This is a genomic window from Cellulosimicrobium sp. 72-3 (genome assembly GCF_013127315.1).
GTDB lineage: Bacteria > Actinomycetota > Actinomycetes > Actinomycetales > Cellulomonadaceae > Cellulosimicrobium > Cellulosimicrobium funkei.
In genome coordinates this window covers 113,939-137,768 of record NZ_CP053419.1, presented here as the reverse complement: position 1 = coordinate 137,768, position 23,830 = coordinate 113,939, and the positions used below count along the sequence as shown (strand labels likewise).

Sequence of the window (23,830 nt, the reverse complement as noted above, 5' to 3'; positions counted from 1 at the left end):
GTAGGTCGCGACGGCGTCCATCGCATCCCCGATCCCCCGCAGCGGCGTGAACCAGCCGTCTCGGCTCGTGCCGGGCCACAGGGTGCGGCGTTCGAGGAGCAGCCACCGGTCCGAGCGAGCGTGCTCGTTGCCGCTGTGAAGCCCCTCCTCACAGCGCGCCTAGGCGCACACCGCGTCAGGCGGGCGGCGCCACGGCGTTGACGAACCAGGACGTCAGGGTCGTGGGGTGGGTGATCGCTGTCCCCACGCACACGGCGAACGCGCCGTGCGCCATCGCCTCGGCGGCCTGGGCGGGGGTGTGCACGCGCCCTTCGACGACGACCGGGAGGGTGCAGGCGGCGACCATCTCGTCGACGAGCGCGAGATCGGGGCCGTCGGTCCGGGGCCGCTCGCCGGTGTAGCCGGAGAGGGTCGTGCCGAGCAGGTCGACGCCCGCGTCCTGGGCGGCGAGCGCGTCGTCGAGCGACCCACAGTCCGCCATGACGAGCGCGTCGGTCGTCTCGCGCAGGCGCGCGACGGTCTCGGCGAGCGTGAGTCCGTCGGGGCGCGGCCGGCGCGTGCCGTCGAGCGCGACGACGTGCCCGCCCGCGTCCGCGACCGCGACGGCGTGCCGCAGGGTCGGGGTGATGAAGACCCCGCCGTCACCGTCCTTCCACAGCCCGACGACGGGCACGTCGACCGCCGCGACGACGGCCGCGACGTCGTCCAGGCCCTGGACGCGGACGGCGGCCGCGCCCCCGGCGACGACGGCGCGCGCCATCTGCGCCGTCGTGCGCGGGTCGCGCAGGGGCTCGCCGGGGTAGGCCTGGCACGACACCGTGAGGCGTCCGCGCATCGCGTCGAGGACGCGCTCGCGCGTCCAGGGGGTCCGGTCGTGCTGCTCCGCGCTCATCGCGCTCCTCCGTCGGTCGTGCGGTCGTCGAGCAGGTTCCACGCGCCGCGCGCCGCGCCGACGACCGCCGCGACGTTCCCGAGCGCGGCGGGCCGCAGCGGGAGGTCGGCGAGCACGTCGACGACCTCCGCGCGCAGCGCGTCCTCGAGCGCGGACCACCACAGGTCGCCCGCGCCGGCCATGCCGCCGCCGACGACGACCACCTCCGGGTCGAGCACGGTGACGACCCCGGCGACGGCGCGGCCCACGGCGCGGGCGGCGTCGCGCACGACCGAGGCCGCGAGCTCGTCGCCCGCGTCGGCCCGGGCGACGACGTCGCGCGTGTCGGGGCTGGTCGCGTCCCCGCCGAGCGCGAGGTAGCGGCGGTGGACGGCCGGGCCCGCCCCGATGGCCTCCAGGTGGCCGGTGCGTCCGCACGGGCAGCGCAGCAGCTCGGCGCCGGGGACGGGCACGTGCCCCAGCTCGCCCGCGACGTGGTGGGCGCCGCGCAGGGGACGCCCGTCGAGCACGACGGCGCCCCCCACCCCGGTCCCGACGGCGACGAGCAGCGCGCTGCGCGCGCCCGCGGCGGCGCCGCGCCACACCTCGCCGGCGGCGTGCGCGTCGACGTCGTTCTCGACGAACACGGGCAGGTCGGAAACCTCCGCGAGGTCGGCGAGCCGGCGACGCAGGCCGCCCGCGACGTCGGTCCCGGGCCAGCCGGGCAGCGTGTCGGTCGCGGAGACGATCACGCCGCGACCGACGTCGACCACGCCGGCCGTGCCGACCCCGAGCGCGCGCAGGCGCGCCGCGCCCGGCAGCGCGGCGACGACCTCGCGCACGACCCCGGCGACGGCGTCGAGCACCGCATCGGGGCCGCCGGCGGCCGGGGTCGGCACGGCGAGCACAGGACCGAGGGTCCCGTCGGCCGCGACGGTCGCCGCGGCCGTCTTGGTGCCGCCGAGGTCGACGCCGACGACGACCGTCGGCGCGGCGGCGGCCGGGGAGGCGTCAGCCACGCAGGAGCCCCGCGGCGCGCGTGATGTCCTCGACGCGCGCGGCGACGTCGTCCGCGAGCGGCTCGACGGGGAACGCGAGGGTCTCGGTCGCGATGAGCCCCTGGCGCTGCGCGGCCACCTTGAACGCCCCGACGCCCGCGGCGTCGCCCGAGCGGCCGCGTGCCTGGAACACGATCTCGAACAGCGCGGCGATACGGTCCTGCTCCACCCGGGCATCGTCCCACTTCCCGGCCTGGGCGAGGTCCCACAGGCGCACGTAGCCACCCGCGTCGACGTTCGCGAGGCCCGGCACGACGCCGTCGGCGCCGAGCAGCAGCATCCCGTCGACCACGACCTCGTGCCCCGTGAAGAGCGCGAGGGGCGAGCCGGCCGCCGCGTTGGCGGCGACGAGGCGGCGGAAACCGACGTCGTCGCCCGACGAGTCCTTGACACCCGCGAGGACGCCCTCGGTGCCGAGCCGGACGAGGAGGTCCGCGGGCAGCTTCGTCCGCACGCGCACCGGGATGTCGTACGCGAACAGCGGCACGTCGACGGCGGCCGCGACCGCGCGCAGGTGGCGCTCGATCTCGTCGAGGTCGTTGAGCGCGTAGACGGGGGCTGTGGCGACGACCGCGTCCACCCCGCCCGCCACGAGCGCCTTCGCCTGCTCGACGACGCGCGCCGTCGTCAGGTCGATGGCGCCGCCCATGACGGGCACGCGGCCCGCGGCCGTGCGCACGACGGTCCGCACGACGACGTCGCGCTGCGCGTCGGTGAGGTAGGCGACCTCGCCGGTCGACCCGAGCACGAACAGGCCGTGCACGCCCTCGGTGACGAGGTGGTCCACGAGACGCTCGAGGGACGCGACGTCGACCTCGCCCTCGGTCGTGAGCGGGGTGAGGACGGGCGGGACGATCCCGCGGAAGGGGGTGGTCACGAGGAGCTCCGGTTCTGGGTTCAGCGGTGTGGTGGTCGGGGTGGTGCCCGGCGTCGGGCGGGGCGCGGCGGCGCTCACAGGAGCGCGGGCGCCGCGCCGAGCAGGGTGCGGGTGTAGTCGTCCTGGGGGTCGTCGAGCACGCGCGCGGCGGGGCCGGACTCGACGATGCGGCCGCCCTGCATGACGACGATCTCGTCGGAGACGTGGCGTACCGTCTGGATGTCGTGCGAGATGAAGACCATCCCCAGGTCGAGCTCGGCCTTGAGGTCGGCGAGCAGGTTGAGGATCTGGGCCCGCACGGACACGTCGAGCGCGGACGTGGGCTCGTCGGCGACGATCACGTCCGGCGCGAGCGCGAGGGCGCGCGCGATGGCGACGCGCTGCCGCTGCCCGCCGGAGAGCTGGCCGGGCAGCGCGTCGAGCGCCGACTCGGGCAGCCCGACGAGGTGCACGAGCTCGCGCACGCGCGCCTCGCGCGACGCGGCGTCGCCGACGCGGTGCACGTCGAGCGGGTCCCGCAGGGCGTCCCGCACGCGCATGCGCGCGTTGAGCGCGGTGGCCGGGTCCTGGAACACGACGGACACGACCCGCCCGACGTCGCGCCGCACGCGCGTCGTGTACTTGTCGACCGGCTGCCCGCGGAAGCGGATCTCGCCGGACGTCGGCGCCTGCAGCCCGACGAGCACCTTCGCCATGGTCGACTTGCCCGAGCCGGACTCGCCGACGATCCCGAGCGTGCTGCCGCGGCGGACCGCGACGCTCACGTCGTTCACGGCGTGCACCCGGTTGGCCTTGAAGAGCGTGCCCGTGCGGGCCTTGAAGACGACGTGCACGCCGCGCAGCTCGACGACGGGGGTGTCGCGGTCGGTCGCGGACCCCCGCTCCGCGGCGGTCGGGGTCTGGTCAGTGGCGCTCATCGCGTCCCTCCGGTGGTGATCGGGGCCGGGCCACCGCCCGCGACGGCGCCGACCGGCTCGTCCGGCGGCATCGCGACGAGGTGCTGCCCGTCCGCGTCCACGGCGCGCAGCACGGGCCGCACGTCGAGGCCACGGTCGGGGCGCGACGAGCGCGGCGCGAACCGGTCGCCCGTCGGGAAGTCGCGCGGCGACGGGACCGTGCCAGGGATCTGGTGCAGGCGCGTGGAGCGCTGCTCGATCGAGAGCACCGCGCCGAGCAGGCCCTGCGTGTACTCGTGGCGGGGGTCGGTGAGCAGCTCGCTCGTCGGCGCCTGCTCGACGACCTGGCCCGCGTACATGACCGTGATGCGGTGCGCGATCTGCGCGACGAGCGCGAGGTCGTGGCTGACGAACACCATCGCGAAGCCGAGCTTGACGCGCAGCTCGTCGAGCAGCGCGACCACCTGGGCCTGGACGGTGACGTCGAGCGCCGTCGTCGGCTCGTCCGCGATGACCAGCTTGGGGTCGCGCGTGAGGGCCATGGCGATGAGCACGCGCTGGCGCTGCCCGCCGGAGAGCTCGTGCGGGTAGCTCTTGAGCGTGCGCTCCGGGTCGAGGCCCACGAGCTCGAGGAGCTCCTCGGCCGTGCGGGTCCCGCCGCGGCGCGTGAGCTGCTTCATCTGCGCACGGACGAGCATCGACGGGTTGAGCGAGCTCAGCGCGTCCTGGTAGATCATCGCGATCTCGGTGCCGCGCAGCGCCGCGCGCTCGCGGTTGCCCATCGCGAGCAGGTCCTTGCCGCCGTACCGGATCTCGCCGCTGATCTGCGCGGAGGGGTCCAGCAGGCCCATCACGGCGAGCGACGTGATCGACTTGCCGCAGCCGGACTCGCCGACCAGCGCCATGGTCTCGCCGGGGCGGACCGAGAAGGAGACGTCGTCGACGACCGCGACGTCCCCGTGGCGCGGAAAGCGGATGGACAGGTTGCGCACCTCGAGCAGGGGCTCGGCGTCGCCGTCGTACACGGGCCGGTCGGTGCGGGCCGACTCGGCCGCGCGCAGCGTCGCGAGGCGCGAGGCGAGGGGCACGGCGCGCCCGACGTGCGGGACGTCCGGCTCGACGTCGGGCACGACCGGCTCGGACTCGGCGAGCCGCGCCTCGTCCGCCGTCTCGACCGGCTCGTCGGCGTCCATCGCGGTGAGCTCGGCGGCGACGGCCGCGTCGTCGGAGTCGGTCACGACGGCCTTGGCCGGGGTGGCGCGCGTCGCCCGCGGGGCGGCGACCATCGCGTCCGTCATGCCCTCGGAGAGGATGTTGAGGCACAGGACCGTGAGCATGATGGCCAGGCCGGGGAAGAACGTCGCCCACCAGTAGCCGCCCATGACGAGGTCGCGGCCGGCGGCGATGATGTTGCCCCACGAGGGCTCCGGGTCGGGGACGCCCGCCTGGATGAAGGACAGCGACGCCTCGAAGACGATCGCGTCGGCCACGAGCACGGTGGTGAACACCAGCACGGGCGCCGCGCAGTTGCGGGCGACGTGCTTCGCGAGGATCCAGGCCGTGCGGGCGCCCATGACGCGGGTCGCGGCGACGTAGTCCTCGCCGTACTGGTCGAGGATGTTGGCCCGCACGACGCGCGTGAGCTGCGGCGTGTAGAGGAACGCGATCGTCAGCACGAGCACGGGCAGCGAGCGGCCGAAGACCGAGACGAACACGGCGGCCAGCGCGATGCCGGGGAACGACATGACGATGTCGAGCACGCGCATGAGGGTCTCGGAGACGCTCTTGCGGGCCGTCGCGGCGACTGCGCCGAGCACGGCGGCCGCGGCGAGCGCGATGGCGGTGGCCCCGAGGCCGATGACGAGCGAGTACCGCGCGCCGTAGACGACGCGGGAGAAGATGTCGCGCCCCTGGCGGTCGGTGCCGAACCAGTTCTCCGCGCTCGGGGGCTGGACGGGCGTGCCGGTGGCGAGCGGGTCGTGGCTCGCGACGAGCGGCGCGAAGACGGCCGCGAGCGCCACGAGGAGCACGAACGCGAGGGAGATCTTGGACCCGAGGGGCAGCGCGCGCAGGCGCAGCCCGGGGGTCGAGAGTCGTTCGGTGAGCTGTCGGCGCACGTCACACCGTCCTGATCCGCGGGTTGACGAGCACGTAGAGCATGTCGACCACGATGTTGATGAGCACGAACGCGAGCGCCACGGTGAGGGTCACGCCCTGCACGAGGTTGGGCTCGTTGTTGGTGACGCCGTTGAGGATGAGCGTGCCCATGCCGGGCAGCGCGAAGATGATCTCGATGACGACGGCGCCGCCGATGAGGTAGCCGACGCGCAGGCCGAGGACCGTGATCGGGGTGATGAGCGCGTTGCGCAGCACGTTGCGCCCGACGACGACGTGGCGTGGGATGCCCGCGCCGATCGCGGTGCGGACGTAGTCCTTGTCGAGCTCCTCGACGACGGACGTGCGCACGACGCGCGTGAGCTGGCCGACGACGGGGATCGCGAGCGCGAGCGCGGGCAGCGTCATGCGCGCGAGATAGCCGCCGAGGTCCTCGGACGGGTCGGGCAGGGGCCCGCTCGCGGGCAGCCACCCGGCGCTCAGCGTGACGACCTGGATGAGCAGCACCGCGAGCCAGAACGACGGCGTCGCGAGGGACGCGACGGACACGACGCGGATCGCCTTGTCGGGCCAGCGGTCGCGGTAGAGCGCCGCGAGGATGCCCATGACGAGCGCGGCCACGACGGCGATGACGAGGCCCATGAGCGTGAGCTGCAGGGTGATCGGCAGGGCGCGCGCGACCTCGTCGGCGACGGGCACCTGGCGGGCGCTGAACGTGCCGAGGTCCCCGTGCAGGAGGCCGCCGAGGAACGCGACGTACCGGACGAGGAGCGGGTCGTTGAGCCCGTTGGCCTCGCGGTACGCCTCGCGCGCCTCGACCGAGGCACCCTCGCCGAGGGCCTGGATCGCGGGGTCGACCTGCGAGAACGACATCACGAGGAACACGAGGAACGTGATGCCGAGGATCATGATCGGCAGCTGCAGGAGGCGGCGTCCGACGAGTCGCAGCAGCGCGCTCATGGTCGACCTCCTGGTGCGTCGGGGGTGCGGTGCATGTCTGTCCGTTCTGGGTGCCGGGCGGGTACCGGGCCCCTCGCCGGGGCGGGCGAGGGGCCCGGGGTCGGTCGGCGCCGAGGGCTACGCGCCCGCGGCTACTTGACGAGGCCGGCGTCGAGGAACGACAGGCCCGTGATGGGCAGCGGCTCGAAGCCGGAGAGCGTGTCGCCGTCCCACGCGGTCGGCAGCTTGCGGTGCAGCAGCGGGTAGAGCGGCACCTCGGTGGAGATCAGGTCGAACGCCTGGTCCCACAGCTCCTGCTGCTCGTCGCCCGACGTGCGGACCGCGGCGTCGAGGATCGACTGGAGCTCGGCGAACTTCGGGTCGTCGTTCCAGCGGTAGCGCGACTGCGACCACACGTTGTCGCCGTACCACCAGCGCATGAGCAGGTCGGGGTCGTTGCCGAAGACGGACGGGTCGCCGGGCGCCACCATGACCTGCAGGTCGCCGTTGTCGACCTTGGTGTACTGGCCGCCGGACTGGCCGATGTCGAGCGTCGTGTCGACGCCGATCGCGTCGAGGTTCTCCTTGATGAGCGGCGCGATGTCCGCGACCCAGCCGGTGTCGGTGGTGAGGAGCGTGATGGACAGGTCGCTCACGCCGGCCTCGGCGAGCAGCGACTTCGCCTTCTCCGGGTCGTACGAGTAGACGGTCGACGCCTCGTGGTAGTTCGGGTGGCTCTGCGGCAGGAAGCTCGTGGCCGCGGCACCGTTGCCGAGGAGCCCGTTGTCGATGATCTTGTCCATGTCGAGCGCGTAGAAGAACGCCTGGCGCACGCGGACGTCGTCGAACGGGGGCAGGTCGGTGTTGAACATCATGAAGAGCGTGCCGAACGACTGGACCGACTCGACGTCCACGGCGCCCTCGAGCGTCGGGACGTCGATGTAGGGGACGTCCTCGATCGCGCTGACCGTGCCGGAGCTCATCGCGGTGACGCGCGCCGCGGGGTCGGACAGCAGGTTCCACACGAGACCGGCGGCGAGCGCGGGACGACGGCCGTTGTAGTCGTCGAAGCGCTCGAACGTGATCTTGTCGTCGGGCGTCGCCTGGGTCATCTTGAACGGGCCGGTGCCGACGGGCAGGGCGTTGAACGCCTCGTAGTCGGACTCGACGAGCGCCTTCGGGACGACCTTGACGACCGAGAGACGCTCGGGGACGAGGCTGAACGGGTACTTGAGGTTGATCGAGACCGTGTCGTCGTCGACGGGGGTGACGGACTCGATGAAGTCGATGAAGCCGGCGTAGAGCGACTCGCTCGCCGGGTCGAGCACGCGCTCGAAGCTGAAGACGACGTCGTCGACGGTGACGGGCGTGCCGTCGTGGAAGACCGCGCCCTCGCGGATGTCCACCTCGTAGTGGGTGTCGTCGACCTGCGCCGGGAGGTCGGTGCCGAGCGCCGCGTAGACCTCGCGCGTCGCGGGGTCGAGCTCGGTGAGCCCCTCGAACACGTGCCAGTTCGCGGCTACTGTCACGGCACCGGTGGTGATCATCGGGTCGAACCCACCGGAGAGGGAGTACGAGATGCCCGCCTCGATCACGGCGTCCTGGTCGATCTCGCCCTGGGCGGCGGTGCCCTCGGTCGGGTCGTCCTGCGCGGCGTCGCCACCCGAGCACGCCGCGAGGCCGAGCGCGAGCACGACGCCCGCGGCGACCGCAGCGACTCCCCGGCGACGGGGAGGTGAGCTGACGTGAAGCTTCATTGGTTCTCCTGACATGAGACCGACACTCTTCCGGAGAGAAGATGTCTGATGTCTGACGTTGTGTAGCATGACACTAGGACCAGAAACCGAAGGGGTCAAGATGGCGACACCACGGCGGAGGAGCTTCGCGACGCTCGACGCCTCCAGAGCCGGCAGCACCGGTGCGACCGCACCGCGGCGGACCACCACCGCCGACCGGATCAAGGACTTCATCCTCGGCGAGGGGCTGCGGCCCGGGGACCCGCTCCCCACCGAGGCCGAGCTGTGCGAGCACCTCGGCGTCTCCCGGTCGAGCGTGCGCGAGGCGATCCGCACCCTGTCGACCCTCGACATCGTCGAGGTCCGCCACGGGCACGGCACGTTCGTCGGCAGCATGTCGCTCGACGCGCTCGTCGAGGCGCTCGTCTTCCGCGGCGTCCTCTCCCCCGGCGACGACCTGCGGGCGCTGCGCGACGTCGTCGAGGTGCGCCAGTCCCTCGACCTCGCCATGGCGGAGCGCATCGTCGCGAGCCTCACCGGGACGTCGAACCCCGAGCTGCACGCCCTCGTCGACGAGATGGTCGCCGCGGCGTCGCAGGGCCAGTCGTTCCCCACCCAGGACCGGGCGTTCCACACCGGCCTGCTCGCGCGGCTCGACAACTCGCTCGTCGGACAGCTCGTCGCCGCGTTCTGGGACGTGCACACAGCCGTGATCCCCAAGCTCGGGCTCTCCGTCGCCGCCGACCTCGACCAGACCGCGCGCGCGCACGGCGCGATGCTCGACGCCGCCGAGGCCGGCGACGTCGACGCGTTCCGTGCCGCCGTCGCCTCGCACTACCAGCCGATCGACCGGGCCCTCGGGGTGACGACCGCGTGAGACCCCAGCACCTCCCCCCGGCCGGGCGACCGTCGAGCCGCCGCCCCGTCGGGATCGCCGTCGTGGGCATCGGGGCGTTCGCCCGCGAGCACCTCACGGCCCTCGCGGCGCTCGACGGCGCGGACGTGCGCTGGGTCGTCGGGCACGACCTGGAGCGCACCCGCGCCCTCGCGGCGCTCGTCCCCGGCGCCCGGGCGACGACCGCCCTCGACGAGGCGCTCGCGGACGACGCCGTGCACGCCGTGGACGTCGTCACCGCGACACCCACGCACGCGCGCGACACGATCGCCGCGGGCGAGGCCGGCAAGCACGTCCAGGTCGAGAAGCCGGCGGCGCTGTCGCTGCCCGAGCTCGACGCGATGGTCGCGGCGACCGAGGGCCGGGGCAGGACGCTCGTCGTCGGGCAGACCGTGCGCTTCCAGCCCGCCGTGACGGCGCTCGCCGCCGCGGCCCGCCGGGGCGAGATCGGCACCCCGCGGCTCGCGCACATCTCCTGGTACACGGGACACGCGTGGCCCGCCGGGTGGCGCGGCTGGCAGCTCGACCCGGAGCTCTCGGGCGGGCACCCCGTGCACAACGGCACCCACATCATGGACGCCGCGACGTGGCTGCTCGACGACGAGCCGGTCGAGGTCTTCGCGCGCGGCTTCCGCACGTTCTCGCCCGACATGGAGTCGCCCGACTCGTTCCACGTGCAGCTCCGCACGGCGTCGGGCGCGCTCGCGACGCTCGAGCTCTGCTACGCGCTGCGCCGCCGCGGCGAGCTCGTGCGCCGGGTCGTGCTCGTGGGGACCGAGGGGACGCTCGCGCACTCGACCACCGAGGAGGACGGCCTGCACTCCGACGCCACGACCGCCCCGCCCGTCTCCGTCGAGGGCGCGCTGGGGATCCAGCTCGCGCACTGGCTCGACGTGGTGCGCGGCGACGCGACGCCCGTCGTCACGACGCCGCAGGTGCGGGCCGCGCTCGCGACCGCGCTCGCCGCGCAGCGCTCGCTCGTCTCCGGGCGGCGCGAGCGCGTCGCCGACGTCCCCGGCTACGCGACCGCGGGGGTGGCCGCATGAGCACGACCCTGCGCGTCGCGTTCGCGTCGGCCGTGCGCCACGCGGCCGACTACCTGCGGATCCTCGGCGCCGACGACCGCGTCGAGCTCGTCGGCGTCGTCGAGGAGGCGGACGCGCCCGGCTGGGTGCGCGCCGACTCGCGCGCCGTCGCCGAGCGCGCCGGGGTGCCGTACGCCGAGGTCGCCGAGGTGGCCGCGGTCGCGGAGGCCCTGGGCAGCGCGGTCGACCTCGTCGTCGTGTGCGCCGAGCCGACCCGGCACGCGCGCCTGGCGGCGGCGCTGCTGGAGGCGGGCCTCGACGTGCTCGTCGACAAGCCCGTCGCGACGACCCTCGCCGACGCCGACCACCTCGTCGCCGTCGCCGCCCGCACGGGGCGCACGTGCGCCGTCGTGAACCGCACGCACGCGCCCGCGCTGCGCCGCCTGCGCGCGTGGGTCGACGCCGGCCACGTGGGCCTGCCGCGCCACCTGGACCTCGAGTTCCTCGCGTCCGGCGCCCACTTCGCGACGTCGGTCGAGCGCCCGGGCCTCGTCGTGGACCGCGCGCTCTCCGGGGGCGGCGAGCTGCTGAACTTCCTCGGCTACTGCGCCGACGCGGCGCACCACCTCACCGGGCTGCGCACCGTCGAGGTGCACGCGTTCGCGGGGTCGCTGTTCCTCGAGCCGCACCGCGAGGCCGGGGTCGAGGACACGGCGGTCGTCACGCTCGAGCTGGAGCGCGGCGTGACCGCGACGATCACCCTCGGGCGCGTCCCGTTCGCGCCCGGCGGGACGCCCACCACGTCGTCGGTGCGGCTGCTCGGGTCGCACGGCCACGCCGTCGCGGACGACGACGCCCCGGCCGTCGCGCGGTTCGGCGCGGACGGTCGGACGACGATCGCCGCCGACGCGGGCCAGGTCGCCGCGGCGGCGTACCTGCGGCACGTGGTCGGGGCGGTGCTGGCCGGCGGACGGCCGGACTACGGGATCGAGGAGGCGCGCGCGTCGCTCGCCGTGATCGACGCGGCGTACCGCTCGGTCGAGACGGGCGACGTGGTCGCGGTGGAGCACCGGACGGTGCCCGAGGAGGCGAGGGTCTGATGGAGGTCGTGATCGCTCCGGCGGAGCGGTTGGCGGTGCTGGCTGCGGATGCCGTGGAGGCGGTGGTGCGGTCGGGGCCGGGGGCGGTGCTGGGGTTGGCGACGGGGTCGTCGCCGTTGAAGGTGTACGACGAGCTGGTGCGGCGTCATGTGCAGGAGGGGTTGTCGTTCGCGGGGGTGCGGGCGTTCATGCTGGACGAGTACGTGGGGTTGCCGGTCGATCATCCGCAGCGGTACCGCAACGTGATCGAGACGGAGATCGCCTCGCGGGTGGACTTCGCTCCGGGTGCGGTGCAGGGTCCGGACGGCAACGCGCAGGACCTGGTGGCGGCGTGCGCGGCGTACGAGGAGTCGATCGCGGGGGCGGGGGGTGTGGACCTGCAGATCCTGGGGATCGGGACGGACGGGCACATCGCGTTCAACGAGCCGGGGTCGAGCCTGGCGTCGCGGACGCGGATCAAGACGTTGACGGCGCAGACGCGCGAGGACAACGCGCGGTTCTTCGGTGACGACGTGGAGCGGGTGCCGCGGCACTGTCTGACGCAGGGTCTGGCGACGATCATGTCGGCGCGGCACCTGGTGCTGCTGGCCACGGGCAAGGGCAAGGCGGAGGCGGTGCACCAGCTGGTGGAGGGCCCGGTGAGCGCGATGTGGCCGGCGACGATCATGCAGATGCACCCGCACGCCACGGTCCTGGTCGACGACGCGGCGGCCTCGCGTCTGCAGCTGGGCGACTACTACCGCCAGACGTACGCGTCCAAGCCCGACTGGCAGGGCCTCTAGCCCGCCGCCCGGGCGGCTCGACACCGCCCGGACTTCACCCGCTCGAGAACTGGACGCCTGTCCAGTTGGGTGTCTAGGTTGAGGCCCAGCCGATGCCCGTACCACAGCCCCCTGCAGGTGCGGGCATCGGCGACGACGGCGGTGCCGCCTCTCGTGTCCGACACGCCCGTGCCCCTGCTGCTCCGGTCCCGCTGGTCCGCGGGGGTACGGCGGCGCCCGTGGACGACGACCGCCGAGACCCGACCGACCACGACCCGACGGGAACCACCATGAGCACCTCGACCGGGCGCCGCGCCGCCGGGCGGGCCACCGCCGCCGCCGCCCTCGCTGCCACCGCCGCGCTCCTCGCGGGGCCGGCCCACGCGGCGGAGGGCGACACCTACGTGCCGACCGAGCCCTCGATGCGCCTGACGACCCTCGCGCCCGTGTGCGAGAGCGACGCCGCGTACCTCGACTACGCGATCGAGGTGGAGGGCACGGACCACGACACCGCGACGGTCACGTGGATCAACCCCGACGGCGAGAGCGTCGTGCAGAGCGGGCTCCCGCTCTCGGGCCGCCTCCTGTGGCCCGGCGCGGTCGTCGACGACTCCGGCCGCGGGGTCGACTGGCCCGGCTGGCGCCTCGAGGACGGCCGGTGGGTCGAGGGCGACGAGTACGACTGGGTGCGCCCCTCCGTCGACGTGCGCTTCGAGGTCAACCCCCACGTCGTCGTGACGACCGTCTACCCGCCGGCGTCCCCCGACTGCGCGACGAACCCGCCCGGGCTCGGCGACCCGGCCGGCGTCGTCCCCGTCTCGAGCACGGTCAGCGCCTCCGCGGCGAACCCGGGCCTCGCGGAGACCGGCGTGAGCGCAGCGCTGTACGCCGGGATCGCCGCGGTGCTCGCCGCCGCGGGCACCGCCGTCGTGATCGCGTCCCGCCGGACCCGCCGCGGCTGAGCCGCCGGAGAGCTCCGACCCCACCGACGCCCGTCGGCCGCGCACCCCGCGCGGCCGCGGGCGTCGTGCTGTCCGCGCGCCGCCCTTGACCCTGCCGACCCGCCGGGCTACCTTCCTGACGTCAGACATCTGACATCATCTGTTCAAGCGTTCTCGGCAGCGTCGCCGCGTTCCCCCGCGACCGTCCGCCCGCGCCGAGCACCGACCGGAAGGAACGGCATGATCGGACACCTCCGCAGACCCGCGCACCGCGCGGTGACCGTCGCCGCGGCGCTCGCGCTCGCGGTGGGCGGCGTCGTCGCCCCCGTCACGACGGCGTCGGCCCACCACACGACCCTCGCCCCCGACTTCGACCTCGCGCCCGCCATCGGCGGACCGGGCTCGTACACCGAGCAGCAGCTCGCGACGAACGGCCAGGGCGGCTTCCCCAACTACCGCATCCCCGCGCTCACCGTGGCGCCCAACGGCGACGTCCTCGCCTCGTACGACGGCCGCCCCACCGCGGCCGACTCCCCCGGGCCGAACTCGATCCTCCAGCGCCGCTCCACCGACGACGGCGTCACGTGGGGGCCGCAGGAGGTCGTCGCCGCCGGGAAGACCACCGCGCCGATCGAGGGCTACTCCGACCCGAGCTACGTCGTCGACCGGGAGACGGGGACGATCTTCAACTTCCACGTGAAGTCCTACGACCAGGGCTTCGGCGGCTCCCGGCCGGGCGTCGACCCGACCGCGCGCGACGTCATCCACGCCAACGTCTCCGCCTCCACGGACGACGGCCGCACGTGGACCCACCGCACCATCACCGCCGACGTCACCGCGGACCTCGGGTGGCGCTCGCGCTTCGCCGCGTCGGGCCAGGGCATCCAGCTCCGGTACGGCCCCCACGCGGGCCGGCTCGTGCAGCAGTACACGATCATCAACGGCTCCGGCCAGTTCCAGGCCGTGTCCGTCTACTCCGACGACCACGGCGCGACCTGGCAGGTCGGGCAGCCCGTCGGCACGGGCATGGACGAGAACAAGACCGTCGAGCTCTCGGACGGGCGCGTCATGCTCAACTCGCGCGACTCCGCCGGGTCGAAGTACCGCAAGGTCGCGTACTCGACCGACGGCGGCGTGACGTACGGGCCGGTCACCCTCGACACCGAGCTGCCCGACCCGACCAACAACGCGTCGATCGTGCGCGCCTACCCGAACGCGCCGCAGGGGTCGGCCGAGGCGAAGGTGCTCCTCTTCTCGAACGCCGCGTCGCAGACCGGGCGCGTCAACGGCACCGTCCGCGTCAGCTACGACGACGGCGAGACGTGGCCCGTCGCGCGCGTCTTCCAGCCGGGCGGCATGGCGTACTCGACGCTCGCCACGCTCGCGGACGGGACCGTCGGCCTGCTCTACGAGCCCGGCGGTGGCGGGGGCGGCATCCGGTTCGCCAAGCTCGACCACGACTGGCTCCTCGCGGCCCCGAGCAGCACGCCGGGCGAGGTCGAGGTCACCGCGGCGAGCGTCACGAGCGCGACCCCGGCCGGCGGCTGGAAGGTCGGCGACGTCGCCACCTACTCGTTCACGGTGACCAACCTGTCCGACGCCGTGACGACCGTCTCGCCGACGGGTGACCTCGACCGGTTCGACCCCGCGCAGGGCGCGCCGAACTGCCGCTACCGCAACCTCGGGGCGCGCGCGGCGTACACGTGCACGTCCGCCCGGCACACGATCACGCAGGCCGACCTCGACGCGGGCTTCTTCGCCCCGCGCACCACGTGGACGTCGACGTCCGGCACGACCGTCACCACCGTGGAGCACGAGGGTCCCGGCGTGTACTTCGGCGCGCCCGGGAACATCAGCGTGCGCGGGACGCACGCGAACCCCCAGCCGTCGTACGCCGTGGGCGACCGCCTGAGCTTCACGTTCGACGTGCGCAACCTCTCGACGGCCGCGACCCAGGTGGTGCCCACGGGCAACCTCGCCGGGCTCGACCCCGCGAACGCCGCGCAGAACTGCCGGTACCGGAACCTCCCGGCCGAGGGGTCGTACACGTGCACGTTCGCGCACCACGTCGTCACGCAGGCCGACCTCGACCGCGGGTCGTTCACGCCCGCCACGACGTGGACCTCGACCTCCGGGTCGAGCGTGACGGTCGTCGAGCTCGACGGTCCGACGGTCGAGCTCGCCGCCGCCCCGGCCGCGCTCGCGGTCCAGGCGACGAGCCGCTGCCTCGCCGGCGGCGCGTACGTCGCGGTCACGGCGCGCAACACCGGCGACGAGCCCACCGACGTCACCCTGCGCACGCCGTACGGCGAGCGCACGGTGGCGGGCGTCCAGCCGGGCCGGGCGGCGTACCAGTCGTTCGCGGTCCGCGCGGCGTCGGTCGACGCCGGGAGCGCGAGCGCCGGGACGGCCGCAGCGGCCGTGGACGCCGACTACGCGGCGGCCGACTGCTCCTGACCCCGGGAGCGCCCGGCCGGGCGACGCGGGGGCGTCACCCGGCCGGGACTGCGTCGGTGCGGGCGGGGACACCGGCCGACCGGCGCGAGAGCAGCGCGGCGGCGAGGAAGCAGACGGCGCCGAGGAGCGTCCCGGCGTCGTCCCACCACGCGCTCAGGTACGTGCCCGTGGACGGGTCGACGTACGCCCCGACGGCGGACGCCGCGAAGGCGACGGAGCCGATCATGTTCAGCCACGTGCCGTGCCACGTGCGCGCGTCGGTGTCCCACAGATGGCCCCGGTCGCGCGTCGCGAGGACCGCGAGCGCCGACGACACGAGGAACGCGACCGAGCCGTAGGCGTCGGGCCTCCACCCCACCCACAGCGCGGTCGGGGCCTTCACGGCCGCGACGAGGGCCGCCGTCGTGCTCACGTTGAAGCACAGCGTCCCGACGAGCTGCACGGCCGCGGACCACCAGTCCCAGCGGTCGGCGGGCGGCGTGCCCGTGCGGGGCGGGCGGCGCCCGCTCAGGCCCAGCTGGACGAACGCCGCGGCCGTGAAGAACACCGAGCCGACGACGAACGTCACCCCGGTCGCCACGGCGCCCACCGCGCCCGCGTACGGCGGGAGCGCGCCGACGAGGAAGCACAGCGATCCCGCCGCGAACCCCCACGCCTCGCGCCGCAGGCGGCGCCCCGGGTCGGCGGTGCGGGTGCGGGTCATGCTCGTCCTTCCGCCGTGCCGGGCCGGCCCGCGCGACGGCGGACCGGCCGTGTCAGGCGAGGATGCGGGCCTTCTGGGCCTCGAACTCTGCCGGGGTGAGCACGCCCTGGTCGCGGAGCGCGGCGAGCTGCGTCAGCTGCTCGATGCGCGCGTCCGTGGCCGCCGGGGCAGGTGCCGGCGCGGCGTACTGCGGTGGCGGCGCCGCGTACTGCGGCTGCTGCGGCGGGGCCGCGTACTGCGGCTCCTCCTGCGCGGCCCAGCGGCCCGCCTGGCGGCGCGAGACACGGTTCGAGACGGCGGTCGCCGTCCCGGCGACGACGGCGGTGCGGGCGACGCCGCGGAGCAGTCCTGGCACGGTGGTCTCCTTCCTGGCGCCGGTCAGCCGACCGGCTCGGTGGCGTCCAGCGACGCGATGAGCGCCTGGACCGGGATGCGCCCGCTCGCGACGAGCTGGGCACCGTTGCGGCGCAGCGCGGTCGCGAAGGGCGCCGCCCACACGTTCTCGTACACCAGCACGACGGCCGTCATGCCGGGCTCGACGGCGTCCACCGCCTGCGCGAGGTCGTCGTCGTCGAGCAGCCCCGACCGCGCGCCCTCGAACACCGCGAGCTCCGTCGACCCGTCGTCGAGCTCCTCGAGCCCGACGGCCGTCACGCCGCCGTCGTCCTCGCGGCGCACGACCACCAGGTCGAGCACGCGGATGATGCCGCGGTCCACGAGGTCGACGAGGTAGGGGAACGCGGCGTCGCCCGTCGCGCGGTCCGTCGGGAGCTCGACGACGAGGAAGTCGACGGGCCCGCTCTCCCGGAGGTCGTCGAGCCCGTCACCGGGCCCGTCGCTGAGTTCCTGCGTCATCGTGGCGTCCTCCCCGCGTCCGTCCCGCGCGGCGCACGGGATCGACCCCCAGGCTCTCCCCCGGGCGCCGTCCGCGTCCTCACCCGGGAAGTGTGAAGTCGCGTCACAGGTACGCGACGTGCACACCGTCGATGCGCCCGTCGAGCGCGAACGGCATCCGGTCCGCGTACGCGCGCGACACCGCGCCCCCGTACGCGCGTCCCACGTCGAGGCAGTCGTTCGCGGAGAACAGCAGCGGCGCGCTGACGGGCACCGTGCCGGAACCGACCTCCTCGCCGTCGAGCCGCAGCACGACGTCGAGCGGCCCGGCCGGCCGCGGCTCGGCGTACGTCGTGACGATCTCGACCGTGTGGTCGCCGGCGGCGAGCGGCGCGCCCGACCGCACCACGGTCCGCTGGACGAGGAAGAGGTTGTACTCGTAGGTGAGGACGCCGTCGAGCAGGAAGCAGGTCAGCCCGCCGCCCGCGCCCCCGAGCTTGTAGAGCACGCCGTTCGCGGCGTCGGGGACGGAGAGCCGGATCTCGACCCGGTTCGGGCGGTTGCCCAGCGCCGGCGCGCAGAACTCCGGGATGCGCACGGTGTCCCCCGAGAGGTCCCACGCGGTGTACGGGGGACTGATCCGGTCCTCGGGGTGCATGACCGGCACCCACAGCCCGCCGCCCACCGGGAGCGCGTCGTTGCGTGCCGCCTCGATCGCGAAGAGCTCCTTGAGCTCGGCGAGCTTCTCGGGGTGCTCGGCGGCGAGGTCGTGCGCCTGGCTCCAGTCCTCGTCGAGGTGGTAGAGCTCCCACCGGTCCTGGTCCGGGGTCCACGTCTGGATCCCGGCCGGCATCCCCTGGACCCACGGCAGGCGTGGGCCGGTCGCCGACGCCATCCAGCCGTCGGAGTAGATCGACCGGCTGCCCATGATCTCGAAGTACTGCGTCCGACGGCGGCCCTCGGCCCCGGCGTCGTCGATCGAGTACGCGAGGCTCGTCCCGTCGATCGGGTCCTGCGGGACGCCGTTCACCGTCTCCGGGTGGGAGATGCCGAGGATCTCGTAGATCGTCGGCACCAGGTCCACGACGTGGTGGAACTGGGTACGCGGCACGGGGTCGGGCTCGATGTGCCCGGGCCAGCTCACGAACATCGGGTTCCGCGTGCCGCCGAGGTGGGACGCGAGCAGCTTCATGCCCTGGTACGGCGACGACCCGGCCCACGCCCACGCGGCGTGGTACTGGTTGTCCGTCGCGGGGGTGCCGAGCGCGTCGAGGCCCCCGAGCTCCTCCAGGGCGGCGATGTGCTGCTCGACCGTCGAGGGGATGCCGTTCTGGGCGAGCAGCTCGCTGATCGTCCCGTTCTGCCCCTCCCCCGACGAGCCGTTGTCGCCCCAGATGTAGACGACGATCGTGTCGTCCGCGTAGCCGAGCCGCTCCACCTCGTCGAGCAGGCGCCCGGCCTGGACGTCCGCGTGCTCGCCGAACCCCGCGGCGACCTCCATGAGCCGTGCCTGGAACGCCTTCTGGTCGTCGGGGATGTCGTCCCAGCCGGCGAGGCTCTCCGGGCGCGGGGTGAGCTCCGCGTCGTCGGGCACCCAGCCCGCCGCCTTCGCGCCCGCGAGGGCCCGCTCCCGGTAGGCGTCCCACCCGTCGTCGAACGCGCCGGCGTACCTCTCCGCCCACTCCTTCATGACGTGGTGCGGCCCGTGCAGCGCGCCGGTGGCCCAGTAGACGAAGAACGGCTTGTCCGGCGCGTTCGCCTTGTGGTCGCGCAGCCACCGCATGGCGTCGTCGGCGATGTCCTCGCTGAGGTGGTAGCCCTCCTCCGGGGTCCTCGGCGGCAGGGTCGGGGTCGTGTTGCGCACGAGGTGCGGCTCGTACTGCGACGCCTCGCCCGCGAGGAAGCCGTAGAAGTACTCGAACCCGTACCCGGTGGGCCAGCGGTCGAACGGGCCGGCCGTCGTCGTCTCCTCCGCCGGGGTGTTGTGCCACTTGCCCCACGCGCCGGTCGCGTACCCGTACTGGCGCAGCACCTCCGCGATCGTCGCGCTGCTCTTCGGGATGTGCCCCGAGTAGCCGTCCCAGTCGTTCGCGAGCTCCGCGATCTGGCCGTTGCCCACGCGGTGGTGGTTGCGCCCGGTGAGCAGGGACGCGCGCGTCGGCGAGCACATCGCGGTCGTGTGGAAGCGGTTGTACCCGATGCCGTCCGCGCGCACCCGGTCGAGCGTCGGGGTGCGGACGGCGCCCCCGAGCGTCGTCGGGAGCGCGGGCCCCGCGTCGTCGATGAGGATCACGACGACGTTCGGCGTGCCCGGGGGCAGGTGGCGTTCCGGCGGGCGCGGGGAGTACGTCGACTCCTGGATCGTCCGGCCCGCGACGCTGCCGGAGCGGCGGGGCGGGAACGGCAACGACCGCTCCGTGGGCAGCGGCGGTCCGACGACCGTCCGGCGGGGCTCGGTGCTCATCCACGCTCTCCCGTCTGTCCTGGGCCGTGCGGACCGACGCCGTGGCCCGCCCCGGGTGCGGACCTGCCGAGGTGCGGTGGGCGGGTGCGACGTCGTCGCCGACCGGCGCGCAGCAGGACGGCGCGGCGGAGGGCATCGGCTCGACCGTACGGACGACGAGCGAGGCGCGGCATCACCCGCGACGGGCGAACCGGGTGGGGTCGACGCCGCCACACCCGACTCCGCGAGGAGAGCTGGGTGGACCTGCGGGGACGGGTGCGCACCGCCTGACCGGGCGGCGGATCGGCCATGATGGTCCTCGATGTCGCGCGCGGCCAGGGTCGTCCTCCGCGACGTGCACGGTACCGGGACCGGTCCGCGACGAGGGGGGCACTCTATGGAGGAGCAGGACGTCGACCGGGCGCACCGGCCGCCGAGACCTCGGCGCGTGCGCCTGCCCGTCTGGGCGGGGACGAGCCTCGTGGTCGTCGGGGCGCTGGTCGTCGTGGCGCTCCTCGTCTCGCGGCTCTCCGGCGGCGCCGAGGTCTGCCCCGCGATCGCGTACGCCGATCTCCTCGAGGTGGTGCTGACCGGCGACACCGAGGAGGTGCACCATCTTCAGGTGCGCGATGGCGGACACGCCGGGTGGCAACCACCGCTGCCGACAGGTCCCGACGCGCAGGAGCCGGCCATCGCGACCTCACGGGAGGGTGACACCTGGTCCTTCACGGTCTTCTCGCGGACCAACCCGGTCGGGCTGCGCGCCCTCGACGAGACCGGAGCAGTCCTCGCCGAGACCGAGAAGTCCGTCGACTGGGTCCGCGTCGGAGGGTCGGAAGCGTGCGGCGGCCCGATGGAAGCCCGGGTGGGCTGGACGCTCTGATCACCTCCGAGCACGGACCGGCCGTCGACGGCCACCCGTAGGGCCCGAGCGTCGTCCGCGTGCCCTGCCGCCGCCCGATCAGCCAGCCAGGCGACGCAGAGCAGGACGGTCGCGATCGCGAACAGCTCGACGGCCGGTCGCGCAGCGCGAAGCCCCACGCCCAGGCTCGTCCGTCGTCCATGCGTGAGGAGTCGGGCAGAGTCCGGGTGTCGTCTCGGACGGATCGGCACCCGGGTGTCGGCCTACGGCGTGGTGGGGCTGTCGAGCGCCTGCTCGGCCAGGACCTCACCGGTGCGCGCGCCGCTTCCCCGCGCGACAGGGGTACGGCACGACGACGCCTCTGCCGCTACCCCCTGAGCCGGTCGGGGCTCGTCGCTCCCGGGCTCTGCGGCGCTCGTTGGCGTCAGCCCAGAGCCACGACCACCCTTCCCGACCTTCGCGCGCGAGCCGTCTCAGCTACAGCTGTTCTCGACGTGCTCGGTGACGGCCCTGAACGAGTCCTGGTAGTCGTCGTCGAGCAGGAGCTCGGTCCCGTCGTCGCCGTCGGCCAGGGCGTCCGCGACGTCCGCGGCCGTCGTCGTCACGCGGTCCCAGTCCGCGCTGAGCTCGTCGGGCGCGGTGACCTCGCGCATCGCCTCGGCGTCCTGCGCGAACGCGTCCGCGGCCTCGTCGCGCGTGAGCGACTCCGTGCTGGCCCTGACGGTCTCCTCGTAGGACCGGGCGGCGTCGCAGAAGCTCGGCTCGTCCGCCGTGCAGGCCCCCGCCGACACCAGCACCGCACCCGCCGCGGCGACCGCCGCGACCCGGTACCGCAGAGCTCTCATGACCGTCCTCGTCTCGCACCCCGCCCGGCCTGGGCGGCCCGGCCTCCCCGGGCGGGCCGAGGAGCACTGCCGATGATGCCCCAGGCCCTCCGTCACCGCTCCCGGACGGCGCGCACGAGCCGCGGCGACGCCGTCTGCGTAGCGTGGTGCCCATGACACGCGTCGAGAGCTCGAAGGTCACGGTGGTGGGCGCCGGGAGCGTGGGGACCAGCCTGGCGTACGCCGCGCTGATCCGCGGCTCCGCACGGACGGTGGCGCTCTACGACATCAACCGCGCGAAGGTCGAGGCCGAGGTGCTCGACCTCGCGCACGGCACGCAGTTCACGGGGGCGAGCCAGGTCGTCGGTGGTGCGGACCCGTCGGTCGCGGAGGGGTCGCACGTCGTCGTCATCACCGCCGGTGCGAAGCAGGATCCGGGCCAGAGCCGCCTGGACCTCGCGGGCACGAACGTCCGGATCCTCGAGACGCTGCTGCCGCAGCTCCTCGAGCACGCGCCGGACGCCGTCTACTGCATCGTCACCAACCCGTGCGACGTGCTGACCGTCGCGGCGCAGCAGATCAGCGGCCTGCCGACGTCGCGCGTGTTCTCGTCCGGCACGGTGCTCGACACCTCCCGGCTGCGCCGCCTCATCGCCGACAAGGCTCGGGTCGCGGCGACGAGCGTGCACGCGGACATCGTGGGCGAGCACGGGGACACGGGGTTCGCGCTGTGGTCGCAGGCGCGCATCGGGCCGGTGCCGATCCTCGACTGGGTCTCGCCCGACGGCCACCACTTCACGCACGGCGAGCTCGACGAGATCACCGACCAGGTGCGCCAGGCCGCGTACCGGGTGATCGAGGGCAAGGGCGCGACGAACTACGCGATCGGGCTCGCGGGGGCCCGGATCGTCGAGGCGGTCGTCAGCGACCAGCACGCCGTGCTGCCCGTCGGCACCGTGCACGACGACTACCGCGGCATCGGCGGCGTCGCGTTCTCCGTGCCGAGCGTCATCAGCTCCGGCGGCGTCCAGCAGGTCCTCGACCTCACGATGTCGGCGGCCGAGGAGCGTCAGCTCCGCGCGTCCGCCGACGCCCTGCACGCCGCGCAGCAGGACCTCGGGCTGGAGTAGCCGCCGGCGCGGGGGCGCTCCGCTTGCGGGTGGAGCCCGGCGCACGGAGCGTGGTGCTCGTCCGGGACGCGCCGTGAGGCCGTCCACCGACGCGAGCGTCGTGCGCCGAGGCGACGCCCACCGAGGAGGCCGCCATGACCGACAGCAGCGGACGCCACGCGTCCGGCACCGCACGGGACGAGGAGTCGCGGCCCGCCCCCGACGCCGACCACAAGCCCGACTCCCCCACGGACCTGCGCAAGCCGTCGTGGGGCTTCGCCGTCAAGGGCGCGGTGCGCGAGTTCATGGACGACCAGTGCACCGACCTGGCCGCCGCGCTGACGTACTACGCGGTGCTGGCGTCGGCGCCCGCGCTGCTGGCGCTCGTGTCGATCCTCGGGCTCGTGGGCGACGGCGAGAAGGCCGTCGAGTCGGTGCTCAAGAGCGTCGAGGGCGTCGTGCCGCAGACCACCCTCGACATGATCAAGCCGCTCGTCGAGAACGCCGCCAACACGGACAAGGCCGGGTTCGCGCTCGTCATCGGTGTCGTGCTGGCCCTGTGGTCGGCGTCCGGCTACGTGGGCGCGTTCTCCCGGTCGATGAACCGCATCTACGAGATCGAGGAGGGGCGCCCGATCTGGAAGCTGCGCCCCGTGATGCTCGGTGTCACCGTCATCACCGTGCTGCTCGCGGGCCTGGTCGTCGGGAGCCTCGTCCTGTCCGGGCCGATCGCGCGCCAGGTGGGCGTGCTCGTCGGCCTCGGGGACACCGCGATCGCCGTCTGGCAGGTCGCGAAGTGGCCGGTCGCGCTCCTGCTCGTCGTCATCCTCGTCGCGCTGCTCTACCACCTCACGCCGAACATCAAGCAGCCCAAGTTCCGCTGGGTCAGCCCGGGCGCGATCCTGGCGATCCTCGTCTGGGTCGTCGCCTCGGCGGCGTTCGGCCTCTACCTCGGCAGCGGGCTGAGCAACTACGGCGCGACCTACGGCACCCTCGCGGGCGTCATCATCTTCCTCCTGTGGCTCTGGCTGACGAACCTCGCGCTCCTGCTCGGCGCCGAGCTCGACGCGGAGGTCGAGCGCAGCCGCGAGCTGCAGAGCGGCATGCCCGCGGAGGAGCGCATCCAGCTCCCGCCGCGCGACACGCGCGCGAGCGAGAAGAAGGCCGCCAAGCGCGAGGAGGCCGTCGAGCAGGCGCGCGCCCTCCGCAAGTCGAACGGCCGGTCGACGGACACCGACACCGACTCTCCCGGCACCGGGCGCACGAGCGCGGACGACGACGCCACCGACCCGGGCACGACGCCGCGCCGCGACTGACCGCGGGGGCGCCGCCGGGCTCGACGCGCCCGGCGGCGCCCCCGCGGTTACGGTCGTGGCGGGTCGAG

General features: G+C 74.2%; 21 protein-coding genes. 9 read left to right on the top strand and 12 right to left on the bottom strand.

Going from position 1 to position 23,830, the window contains the following annotated elements:
* Positions 1–175: 175 nt before the first annotated feature.
* The 7 genes from HKK73_RS00660 to HKK73_RS00630 form a co-directional block, all read right to left on the bottom strand.
* Positions 176–892, bottom strand: a complete 717-nt coding sequence (locus HKK73_RS00660; protein ID WP_114553980.1) for an N-acetylmannosamine-6-phosphate 2-epimerase — start codon at positions 890–892, stop codon at positions 176–178.
* Positions 889–1,890, bottom strand: coding sequence for an ROK family protein (locus HKK73_RS00655; RefSeq protein WP_171467204.1), 1,002 nt, complete (start codon positions 1,888–1,890; stop codon positions 889–891). The genes HKK73_RS00660 and HKK73_RS00655 overlap by 4 nt, the downstream gene beginning before the upstream one ends.
* On the bottom strand, positions 1,883–2,806 hold the full coding sequence (locus tag HKK73_RS00650) for a dihydrodipicolinate synthase family protein (RefSeq protein WP_171467203.1): 924 nt from the start codon (positions 2,804–2,806) through the stop codon (positions 1,883–1,885). The genes HKK73_RS00655 and HKK73_RS00650 overlap by 8 nt, the downstream gene beginning before the upstream one ends.
* A 74-nt stretch (positions 2,807–2,880) precedes the next feature.
* Complete coding sequence (locus HKK73_RS00645) at positions 2,881–3,723, bottom strand: ABC transporter ATP-binding protein (RefSeq protein ID WP_051027941.1); 843 nt, start codon at positions 3,721–3,723, stop codon at positions 2,881–2,883.
* The gene (locus HKK73_RS00640; RefSeq protein WP_137279992.1) at positions 3,720–5,819 is read right to left on the bottom strand and encodes a dipeptide/oligopeptide/nickel ABC transporter permease/ATP-binding protein; all 2,100 of its coding nucleotides are present in this window, start codon (positions 5,817–5,819) and stop codon (positions 3,720–3,722) included. The genes HKK73_RS00645 and HKK73_RS00640 overlap by 4 nt, the downstream gene beginning before the upstream one ends.
* Before the next feature lies 1 nt (position 5,820).
* Positions 5,821–6,777 (bottom strand): ABC transporter permease, encoded by a 957-nt coding sequence (locus HKK73_RS00635; protein WP_021481963.1) that lies wholly within the window; start codon positions 6,775–6,777, stop codon positions 5,821–5,823.
* 131 nt (positions 6,778–6,908) lie between these two features.
* Positions 6,909–8,513: an ABC transporter substrate-binding protein gene (locus HKK73_RS00630; protein ID WP_171467202.1), complete on the bottom strand. Its 1,605-nt coding sequence runs from the start codon at positions 8,511–8,513 to the stop codon at positions 6,909–6,911.
* Between the two features lie 100 nt (positions 8,514–8,613).
* On the opposite strand from HKK73_RS00630, the gene HKK73_RS00625 reads away from it, so the two are divergent.
* The 6 genes from HKK73_RS00625 to HKK73_RS00600 all read left to right on the top strand — a co-directional run bounded on the left by HKK73_RS00625 (position 8,614) and on the right by HKK73_RS00600 (position 15,671).
* Positions 8,614–9,369: a FadR/GntR family transcriptional regulator gene (locus HKK73_RS00625; protein ID WP_021481961.1), complete on the top strand. Its 756-nt coding sequence runs from the start codon at positions 8,614–8,616 to the stop codon at positions 9,367–9,369.
* Positions 9,366–10,433, top strand: coding sequence for a Gfo/Idh/MocA family protein (locus HKK73_RS00620; protein ID WP_171467201.1), 1,068 nt, complete (start codon positions 9,366–9,368; stop codon positions 10,431–10,433). The genes HKK73_RS00625 and HKK73_RS00620 overlap by 4 nt, the downstream gene beginning before the upstream one ends.
* Entirely contained in the window at positions 10,430–11,512 is a 1,083-nt protein-coding gene (locus HKK73_RS00615; protein ID WP_171467200.1) for a Gfo/Idh/MocA family protein, read from the top strand. Before HKK73_RS00620 ends, HKK73_RS00615 begins: the two co-directional genes overlap by 4 nt.
* Positions 11,512–12,294 carry a glucosamine-6-phosphate deaminase gene (nagB, locus tag HKK73_RS00610; protein ID WP_144681217.1) on the top strand — a complete coding sequence of 261 codons (783 nt, stop codon included), beginning with the start codon at positions 11,512–11,514 and terminating at the stop codon, positions 12,292–12,294. The genes HKK73_RS00615 and nagB overlap by 1 nt, the downstream gene beginning before the upstream one ends.
* 269 nt (positions 12,295–12,563) lie before the next feature.
* Complete coding sequence (locus tag HKK73_RS00605; RefSeq protein WP_076406800.1) at positions 12,564–13,235, top strand: hypothetical protein; 672 nt, start codon at positions 12,564–12,566, stop codon at positions 13,233–13,235.
* Positions 13,236–13,454: 219 nt separating this feature from the next.
* Entirely contained in the window at positions 13,455–15,671 is a 2,217-nt protein-coding gene (locus HKK73_RS00600; protein WP_171467199.1) for an exo-alpha-sialidase, read from the top strand.
* Positions 15,672–15,705: 34 nt separating this feature from the next.
* Here the strand turns inward: HKK73_RS00600 and HKK73_RS00595 are convergent, their stop codons facing one another.
* From HKK73_RS00595 to HKK73_RS00580, 4 genes are all read right to left on the bottom strand, one after another.
* Positions 15,706–16,374, bottom strand: a complete 669-nt coding sequence (locus tag HKK73_RS00595; protein ID WP_171467198.1) for a YrhK family protein — start codon at positions 16,372–16,374, stop codon at positions 15,706–15,708.
* Positions 16,375–16,426: 52 nt separating this feature from the next.
* On the bottom strand, positions 16,427–16,729 hold the full coding sequence (locus HKK73_RS00590) for an SHOCT domain-containing protein (RefSeq protein WP_137279997.1): 303 nt from the start codon (positions 16,727–16,729) through the stop codon (positions 16,427–16,429).
* A 23-nt stretch (positions 16,730–16,752) separates the two neighbouring features.
* Positions 16,753–17,229 carry a DUF6325 family protein gene (locus HKK73_RS00585; RefSeq protein ID WP_021480863.1) on the bottom strand — a complete coding sequence of 159 codons (477 nt, stop codon included), beginning with the start codon at positions 17,227–17,229 and terminating at the stop codon, positions 16,753–16,755.
* Positions 17,230–17,332: 103 nt separating this feature from the next.
* Positions 17,333–19,672 (bottom strand): arylsulfatase, encoded by a 2,340-nt coding sequence (locus HKK73_RS00580; protein WP_171467197.1) that lies wholly within the window; start codon positions 19,670–19,672, stop codon positions 17,333–17,335.
* A 484-nt stretch (positions 19,673–20,156) separates the two neighbouring features.
* On the opposite strand from HKK73_RS00580, the gene HKK73_RS00575 reads away from it, so the two are divergent.
* The gene (locus HKK73_RS00575) at positions 20,157–20,534 is read left to right on the top strand and encodes a hypothetical protein (RefSeq protein WP_216608026.1); all 378 of its coding nucleotides are present in this window, start codon (positions 20,157–20,159) and stop codon (positions 20,532–20,534) included.
* Between the two features lie 452 nt (positions 20,535–20,986).
* On the opposite strand, the gene HKK73_RS00570 is transcribed toward HKK73_RS00575, so the two are convergent.
* Complete coding sequence (locus HKK73_RS00570; protein WP_171467195.1) at positions 20,987–21,358, bottom strand: hypothetical protein; 372 nt, start codon at positions 21,356–21,358, stop codon at positions 20,987–20,989.
* Positions 21,359–21,510: 152 nt separating this feature from the next.
* Between HKK73_RS00570 and HKK73_RS00565 the strand changes: the two genes are divergently transcribed.
* Together HKK73_RS00565 and HKK73_RS00560 are read left to right on the top strand one after the other, a co-directional pair.
* A complete protein-coding gene (locus HKK73_RS00565; protein WP_137280001.1) occupies positions 21,511–22,467 on the top strand; it encodes an L-lactate dehydrogenase in 957 nt (318 codons plus the stop codon).
* Positions 22,468–22,601: 134 nt separating this feature from the next.
* A complete protein-coding gene (locus HKK73_RS00560) occupies positions 22,602–23,762 on the top strand; it encodes a YihY/virulence factor BrkB family protein (protein WP_171467194.1) in 1,161 nt (386 codons plus the stop codon).
* The last annotated feature ends 68 nt before the right edge of the window (positions 23,763–23,830 follow it).